Raw genomic sequence first — 1,959 nt, 5'->3', positions numbered from 1 at the left:
CAGTGCAAGTTACGACCAGTCGTTTGCCAGTTACGCGATCACGAGCCTTTACGGTGGCAAGGATGGGTCTTTTTCCGGGTATCGCTTGATATCTAATTCGACGCTCGAAGGCACAGACACAATTGGTTCGGACGTCGAATTCTTACAATTCTCAGATGGGAGGGCCTCTCTCAATAGTGGCGTCATAAGCTTCATCCCCGAGTGGACAAAGACCTACAGCTTGGCTGCCAATGCGGCGACTTATAACGAGGGCTCGATCGCAGGTTTCACCCTTACCACCACGGGTGTCGTGAACGGTACGGCCTTGTCGTATGTCCTATCCGGCACGGGTATTACTGCGGTCGACGTGACGGGAGGTGCACTGACGGGCAATGTCACTGTGAACAACAACGCGGCGACTATTACCGTAGCACTGGCCAATGATCTGACGACGGAAGGCGTTGAGATGCTGACCGCCTCGATCAGAGGCACCTCCGCGACGGCATCCACGAGTATTGCCGACACCAGCCTCACGCCCGCCACTTCATACACCGTCCCCGGTACCTTGGGCAACGACTTTTTCATTCCATCCGCCGGCAACAACTATCTGGGCGGCGGCGGCAACGACACCTACATCATCAGCCCCCATACGCTGTCCGGTGCCGTCACCGCCAAGATCACCGACACCGAAGGCGCGAATGTCATCCAATGGGTCGACGGCATGACCCTCGCCGCCAGCAGCTTCTACAACAACGCCGCGCAATTGACGCTCTCCACCGGCGCCAAGGTGCAGATCCTGGGGGCGTCGAAGTTCCACTTCCAGCTCGGCGCCAACGCGCCTGCCGGCGACACGGCCACCAGTCAGACCTATGCCGAGTTTGCAAGCACCCTGGGAGTGATCCTTCCGGCAGCTGGTGGCGCTCCGGTCAGCGGCACCCCCAACTTCGTCGTCCCGAGTAGCAGCGGCTCCGCCTTCACGGTGGTCGACCTCAGCTCCGGCACTGTGACGGCGAGCGCAGCGGCGGAAGAATTCCGCTACGACTTCCAGATTGTGGGCGGTCGAGTCACCACAGGAGGAGATGGCGCAGTGACCATCCACGGCTTCGACGCCACCCAGGACAAACTGGTGTTCGTCAACACGACCAATCATACGGTCTACAGTGAGGCCGAGTTCAAGGTGCTGCCAGGCGTGTCTGTCGCCGAGAATCCATTCGGTAACAGCACCTCGATCTATTTCGACCCGGCCTCCGGTGTCTCCGGAGGAGTCACCCTGACGGGGATTGTCGATGCGTCGCTGTCGCTGATCGTGGTCGAGACGATGTAGAAAAAGCAGACCGGTTCCGCGGCGGATCCGAGGACTTGCAGCAAGGATCTTCAGCAAACGGATCCTTGCTGTTGCGACTCCTCGGGGTTCCGCCGCCCGTCGCTTTTCATGTGCTAACCGCCGGCCTGCCCGGCTCCTTGTCGGGCGTTAGTCTGATTCTTGAGCAATCGGTGCATCAACCTGGTGTTGCTCAGAGAAAATGCCTCATCGGCCAGCAGGCCCGTTTGAACCACATCGACATGACCATGAGTTAGCGGGTCAAACGTATGTTTTCTGAGCAAGCCTTCCTGTTTGAAGCCCAAATGCAGAGTTCCTCTTAGAGAATGCCGATTGTCCGCAAATACCAGCGAATAGAGCTTGTTGAATTTCATCGCTCTGAAATAGAACTGGAACAGCATCAACATCGCGGCGGTGGTTAGACCAAACGGAGCTCCCGGCAAGACACCCAGCAAGACCTCTGCGCGTTTGTGCTGCAAGGATATGTCCGTCAAGCTCAACAAGCCCCATGGTTCGCCATGAGGTGTTCTTACAACCCAATGCAAAGCCCGCGATTTATCGATCGTGCTGTGGTACTCCCTGTTCAAGACGGCGACCAGATCGTAGTTTGCTGCAGGCAGCGGCGGCGCCAGCCGATGAAATGCGTGCATGAAAGCCTG

Annotated in this window: 1 protein-coding gene and 1 pseudogene; one reads left to right on the top strand and one right to left on the bottom strand. The window is 57.9% G+C overall.

Annotated features, from left to right (window positions below; all coding sequences use genetic code 11):
- Window positions 1-1,303: pseudogene (locus CAPSK01_RS03490) on the top strand (hypothetical protein); the annotation flags it as partial.
- A gap of 113 nt (window positions 1,304-1,416) precedes the next feature.
- On the opposite strand, the gene CAPSK01_RS03485 reads toward CAPSK01_RS03490, so the two are convergent.
- A partial coding sequence (locus CAPSK01_RS03485) for a GNAT family protein (RefSeq protein ID WP_034922598.1) occupies window positions 1,417-1,959 on the bottom strand: 543 nt, incomplete at its 5' end.

Origin of the sequence: Candidatus Accumulibacter vicinus, assembly GCF_000584955.1 — a bacterium.
GTDB lineage: Bacteria > Pseudomonadota > Gammaproteobacteria > Burkholderiales > Rhodocyclaceae > Accumulibacter > Accumulibacter vicinus.
Note: the sequence above shows the minus strand (reverse complement) of the source record. Positions and strands in the feature narration are given on the sequence as shown.